Raw genomic sequence first — 6,436 nt, 5'->3', positions numbered from 1 at the left:
GGGGCAGTAGGGAAAGAATGGGAAAAGATACCCCCTTTCTCTACTTTTCACTGGCCTACTTCACGGGGAAGCCTACAAATTGGCAAATCTGCTCTTTTTACTGTTGCCATGAGTGAGAATGAGGAAAAAAAGGAGTTAGCTATACTTATTAGACCAGATGATATAATTTCAATTCAGCCAGATATTACAAATTTGCTTACAGCAATTAGAGATTGGAAGTTAGGATTAGAAAAAATAATTTGCGAAAAAGTTTTTATCAACGCTGGCATTGACAACAACGATTGGCAAGATAAAGCAGCTAATATTGGAGGTAAACTTATAAATTTTATAACAAATTCATTTAAATCAGCTCAACAGACTATAAGTTTAGAACCTTTTCAAAAAGCTTTAGTAAGTTCATTTATAGAAAATCATAAAATTATTATTTATATAGATGATTTAGATAGAGGATGGCAAGCTCGTAATTCTGACATATTCAGAATATCAGCATTACTAAATGCAGCGAGAGATATGGCTAATACTTATAAGGGTTTACAATTTAAAATTTCATTACGATCCGATGTTTATTTTCTAGTTAGAACATCGGATGAATCAACAGATAAAATAGAAAATTCTGTAATATGGCACAAATGGGAGAATATTGATATTTTAGCTATGCTCGTAAAACGTGTAGAAACTTATTTTGGCAATAAAGTAGATGAATCTCGATTAAACAATCTTAATCAAGTTCAGTTAGCTGGTTATTTAGAGAAGATTTTTACGGCAAAATTTCAAGGTTTTGGCAAATGGCATAATGCATCAACTGATGTTGTATTAATGTCAATGATAAGAAAACGCCCGCGTGATTTGGTGAAGATATGCGCAATGTCAGCACAAGTTGCTTATAGCGATAAATCTAATATTATTAAAACACATCACTTACAATCTGTATTCGAACAATATTCTCAAAACAGGATACAAGATACTGTAAATGAATATGGATCAGAATTACCTGATATAAAGCGATTGTTATTAAACATGAAACCTAAGAAGAGTTTTCAAAAGAAATATGTATATAATACCTCAGAGCTAACTATAGCTATTAATAATATTATACAAGGAGGAAAGTTTATATTTGCAAATAATAAAAGAGCAGCAACTCCAAAAGAACTTGCTCAATTTCTTTTTAAAATTAATTTCATTACAGCACGCAAAGATCATATTGATGGTAGGATAGAGCGAAAGTATTTTGAAGAAAGCAGATATTTATCGAGTGACTTTGTTGATTTCGGGTATGAATGGGAAATTCACCCTGCTTTTAGATGGGCATTAGAACCTTCTTCAACAATGGAAGATATTTTCAATAAATTAGATTTAACTACTTTTTAAATTCCCCCACATATGCCCTACCCCCTCTCCCGGCGCGCATACGCCGATATGTACGGCCCGACTACCGGCGACCGGGTGCGCCTGGGCGACACCGAGCTGCTGATTGAGGTAGAGAAAGACTACTGCACCTACGGCGAGGAATGCAAGTTTGGCGGTGGCAAGGTGCTGCGCGACGGCATGGGCCAGGCCGCCGGTATTCCGCAGACCGAGGCGCTGGATTTGCTCATCACCAACGCCCTGGTGCTGGACTACACCGGCATCTACAAGGCCGATATCGGCATCAAAAACGGGCGGATTGTGGGCATTGGCAAGGCCGGCAACCCGCACATCATGCCCCACGTGACGCCTGGCATGACCGTGGGCGTGACGACGGAGGTAGTGGCCGGCGAGGGTAAAATCCTCACGGCCGGCGGCATCGACTGCCACATTCACTTCATCAGCCCCCAGCAGATTCCGGAGGCGCTGGCCTCGGGCCTGACCACCATGGTAGGTGGCGGCACGGGTCCGGCGGCGGGCACCACGGCTACTACCTGCACGCCCGGCGCGTTCTACATCGAGATGATGCTGAAGGCCACGGAGGCCTACCCCCTCAACTTCGGATTTCTGGGTAAGGGCAACTCGTCGAAGCCCGAGGGACTGCGCGAGCAGATCGAGGCCGGGGCGCTGGGCTTCAAGCTGCACGAGGACTGGGGCACTACCCCCGCCGCCATCGACCAGTGCCTCTCGGTGGCCGAGGAGTACGACGTGCAGGTGTGCATCCACACGGACACGCTGAACGAGAGCGGCTTCGTGGAAAACTCGGTGGGCGCGTTCAAGGGGCGCACCATCCACAGCTACCACACCGAGGGCGCCGGCGGCGGCCACGCCCCCGATATTATCAAAATCTGCGGGGAGCCGAACGTGATTCCCTCCAGCACCAACCCCACGCGGCCCTACACCGTGAACACCATCGACGAGCACCTGGACATGCTGATGGTGTGCCACCACCTGGACCGCAACATTCCCGAGGACGTGGCCTTTGCCGAGAGCCGCATCCGCAACGAAACCATTGCCGCCGAAGACATTCTGCACGACATAGGCGCCCTCAGCATCATCAGCAGCGACTCGCAGGCCATGGGCCGGGTAGGCGAGGTGATTACGCGCACCTGGCAAACGGCCCACAAGATGAAGCAGCAGCGCGGCGCCCTCCCCGAAGACGCAGGCGCCGCCCGCCCCAACGACAACTTCCGCGCCCGCCGCTACGTGGCCAAGTACACCATCAACCCCGCCCGCGCCCACGGCTTTGCCGACGAAATCGGCTCCGTGGAGGTAGGCAAGCTGGCCGACCTGGTGCTCTGGAAACCCGCGCTATTCGGCTCCCGCCCCGAAACCATCATCAAAGGCGGTATCATCGTGCAGAACCAGATGGGCGACGCCAACGCCTCCATCCCTACCCCGCAGCCCTCCTTTTCGCGACCCATGTTCGGGGCGCTGGGTGGGGCCGTGGGCCAGTCGTCGGTGGTGTTTGTGTCGCAGGCGTCGGCTGAGCACGTGGCGGCCACCTACGGCTTGCAGAAGCGCGTGGTACCCGTGCACGGCTGCCGCACCGTGGGCAAAAAAGACATGGCATTGAACGATTACCTACCGAATATTGAAGTCGACCCAGAAACCTATAAGGTGACGGTAGACGGCGTGCATCTGACGTGCGAGCCAGCTACCAAGCTGCCGCTGGGGCAGTTGTATAATTTGTTTTGATGGGTACCCCAGCCCCCTCCCCTCCGGGAGAGGGGGAGCCAAGACATCTGCTATTATCGATAGGTTATGCGTGAGAATAGAGGGTTTACAGTCGCTGTTTTTCTTATCAGTCTAATGTTTCTGTTGGTACAGTTTATTGAGAATTCATTTATAGGAGGGGCTTTAATACTAGGAGCGATAGTTATATGGCTCGGTTTATTACCAATTTCAATTTACCGCATAATTACTAGAAATAAGCTCGTATGGCAAAAACGAATTGTTCCTTTTTATCTACTTACAATACCTTTTTTCGCATTAACAACAATCATTTTCATTAAAAAACTAATTTACAAACCTGATTGGCTCATTGCTGTTAGTCATGATTTTAGAGGTTCCGATGAATTTAGGATAAAAGAAAATGGAACGTTTGAATATTGGCGTGATAGTCCATTAGGACCAACTCTCATAACTAAAGGGGAGTACACAAAGAGAGATAGTTCCATAGTCTTACACACATCAGAAATAGACAAAATTTATGGTATATATAAACTCATCATACGCCCTTATATACAACGTGGTAAACAACTCAAAAAAACACCAAGCGCCTTAATTCCATTAGATGCACGAGGATATAAAATAGGTTTCTTTTCTATTGAATCAGAAGCATCAGCTAGATACTGAGAAACAGATACCGCAAACGCCCACATTTCGCCAATACCTAACCCACAAATAGCTTGGCTCCACCTCTCCCGGAGGGGAGGGGGCCGGGGGGTGGGGTACCCGTATGCACCTTGCCCGCCTGCTCCACCTCACCGACTCGGCCCTGCCTACCGGCTCGTTTGCCTACTCCTTTGGCCTGGAAAGCAGCGCCACATTTGGTCTGCTACCCGATTCCGGCGCCTTGCGCAACTACCTGTATTCATTTCTACAACAGGTAGTCAGCCTGGAGTTTCCGTTCATCAACTCATGCTTTCACCTGCCCGAAAACACGCAGGAGCTACACGAGTTGGCCGCCGAGTACAATGCCCAGCTGCTGGTGCCGCCGCTGCACCGCGCCAGTTTGGTGCAGGCCAGCAACTGGCTGCGGCTGCTGGCATCATTTTACCCGATGGCCGGGCTCAACGCAATCAGCCAGTGGTTTGCGGAGCAGGTGCTGCCGCTGCATTTTGTGCCAGTATTTGGGCTGTCATTGCGCCGGGTAGGGTTTAGGCTGGACGAAGCCCGAACGGCCTACCTGCACATGGCCTTGCGCGACCAGATCAGCGCAGCTATCCGGCTGGGCGTATTGGGACCAATGGAAGGCCACCTGCTGCAACACGATTTCTACGCTATTTTTGAAGAGCTGCTAGCCACGCCTACCACCATATCCTACCGAGAAGCTACGCGTTCCGGTTTTTTGCTGGAGGTGGCGCAGATGTTTCACGAGGATATATATTCGAAGCTGTTTCAGAATTGAGTTGTAACGCGAAGCTCTGCTTCGCGACCATTTGCGCCGTCGGAGTAACCTTGCGCCCACGCCGCTCTTTTGTGTCAACGATTCGCGAAGCAGAGCTTCGCGTTACTTCCTACCACATGGCTTTTGTCGATAAACTTGCCCTCCTGCTCCACGGCCACAACCCGCACGAAGCCTACGAGTCGCCGGGCGACTACAACGAGCGGGAGACGCGCCGCCTACCCTCCTACCGTAACTTCCGTAAGCGGGCCTTCACGGTGGGCATTGGCGGGCCGGTGGGCACGGGCAAAACGGCGCTGCTGAAAGCGCTGTGCGAGCGGCTGCGCCACGAGCTGGAGCTGGGCGTGGTCACCAACGACATCTTCACCCGCGAAGACGCCGACTTCCTCATCCGTCACAGCGCCCTCACCGAAGACCGCATTGTGGGCGTAGAAACCGGCGGCTGCCCGCACGCCGCTATTCGGGAAGATATTTCCCTGAACATGAACGCGCTGGAAGGGCTGATGCAGCGCTTCAACAACAAGCTCGACTTCCTGTTTGTGGAAAGCGGCGGCGACAACCTAGCCGCCCACTTCAGCCGCGAGCTGGTCGACTATTCCATCTACGTCATCGACGTATCGGGCGGCGACAAGATTCCGCGCAAGGGTGGCCCCGGCATCACACAGGCAGACCTGTTGGTTATCAACAAGATAGACATTGCCCACCTCGTGCGCGCCGACCTGGGCGTGATGGAGCGCGACTCGAAAAAAATGCGCGGCGACGGCCCCTTCGTCTTCGCCCGCGCCCTCGACGGCTACAACCTCGACGTCATTATCGACCACATCAAAGAAGCCAAAACCAAAGCCCTGGCCTCCGTACGGGAAGACCGGCGGTAGAACAACCGTTCTCCGCAAAAGTCTTTCCGGCTACACCCGACGGAGCGTCTGCACCCACACGTCGAGCGGGTCGGCGGCGTAGAGCACGGGCTGGCCGGTGGGGGTAGGCAGACCGTGGCTTTCTATCAGCGTTGACTCCCAGCTGGTTACCTTGGCTTCGCGCAGCGGCCAGGGCGCGTGCAGCAACTGGCCGCGCCACAGATCGGGACCGTGTATATCGTGCTGCAGGTTGGGGCCGGCCGTGTAGAGATGGTAGCGCTCCGTGAGAAAATGCGCCAGAGAGCCTGGCTGCGCGGGCGGCAGCGGAGCCCCTACCGTCCAGGTGGCGGCAAACGTGGCGGGTGCGCTGCCGGCATGGGTGCGCTCGGCCACCGCTTGAAGCGTATTGCCCTGCTGGGTGAGGCGCATGCGGGCGTGCAGGTAGGGCAGGTGAAATAAGGTGCGGGCGGCCCACACGCCCAGCGGCTGAGTGGCATCGAGGGAAAGGAACCACACACCCGGTACCCCATCCAGGGTCGCGTAGGTGCGCACGTTCAGCTCGTGCAGGTGGTTGAGGCCCGGCACGGCGGGCAGGCCCAGCGGCCGGATATGACTCATGGTGAACGGCACCACACCCAGCCACGCCTGGCCCTCAAATACATCCAGCGTCAGGCGCGGCGGCAGGTAGGGCCGCAGCACTTCCGGCGCTACCGGCCAGTGCGCAAACAACAATTGGCTCCACCGCTGCCGCATGAGGTAGGGCCAGCGGTAATATGGGGTAGGGAACTCAGGCACAGCGAAAACGAGAAAATGAAACAGCGACTCAGCCGAAGCTGGACTATTCCTACGCATACGTGCGGGCTCTGTTAGAGACGGGTGGACCGTTGAAAAGGATGTAGAGACGCATACTTGCGTCTCGTCGTTGAACGATTTCGTCCACACGGCGCATACGAAGAGACGCGAGTATGCGTCTCTACACGCGCGTCGTTGAACGATTTCGTCCACACGGCGCATGCGATGAGATGCAAGGATGCGTCTCTACACGCGC

Annotated in this window: 6 protein-coding genes; 5 read left to right on the top strand and 1 reads right to left on the bottom strand. The window is 53.0% G+C overall.

Annotation, left to right across the window (positions count from 1 at the left end; translation table 11 throughout):
* The 5 genes from H8B15_RS15075 to ureG form a co-directional block, all read left to right on the top strand.
* A partial coding sequence (locus H8B15_RS15075; protein ID WP_187320503.1) for a P-loop ATPase, Sll1717 family occupies positions 1–1,368 on the top strand: 1,368 nt, incomplete at its 5' end.
* Between the two features lie 12 nt (positions 1,369–1,380).
* Positions 1,381–3,102, top strand: a complete 1,722-nt coding sequence (gene ureC, locus H8B15_RS15070; protein ID WP_187320502.1) for an urease subunit alpha — start codon at positions 1,381–1,383, stop codon at positions 3,100–3,102.
* Positions 3,103–3,168: 66 nt separating this feature from the next.
* Entirely contained in the window at positions 3,169–3,762 is a 594-nt protein-coding gene (locus H8B15_RS15065; RefSeq protein ID WP_187320501.1) for a hypothetical protein, read from the top strand.
* Positions 3,763–3,865: 103 nt separating this feature from the next.
* The gene (locus H8B15_RS15060; protein WP_187320500.1) at positions 3,866–4,537 is read left to right on the top strand and encodes an urease accessory protein UreF; all 672 of its coding nucleotides are present in this window, start codon (positions 3,866–3,868) and stop codon (positions 4,535–4,537) included.
* Between the two features lie 116 nt (positions 4,538–4,653).
* Positions 4,654–5,409: an urease accessory protein UreG gene (gene ureG, locus H8B15_RS15055; protein ID WP_187320499.1), complete on the top strand. Its 756-nt coding sequence runs from the start codon at positions 4,654–4,656 to the stop codon at positions 5,407–5,409.
* 30 nt (positions 5,410–5,439) lie between these two features.
* Here the strand turns inward: ureG and H8B15_RS15050 are convergent, their stop codons facing one another.
* Positions 5,440–6,240, bottom strand: coding sequence for a YqjF family protein (locus H8B15_RS15050; protein WP_187320498.1), 801 nt, complete (start codon positions 6,238–6,240; stop codon positions 5,440–5,442).
* Between the last annotated feature and the right edge of the window lie 196 nt (positions 6,241–6,436).

The organism is Hymenobacter citatus (assembly GCF_014333615.1).
In the GTDB taxonomy this organism is placed as follows: Bacteria; Bacteroidota; Bacteroidia; order Cytophagales; family Hymenobacteraceae; genus Hymenobacter; species Hymenobacter citatus.
This window is presented reverse-complemented; position numbering and strand designations above follow the sequence as displayed.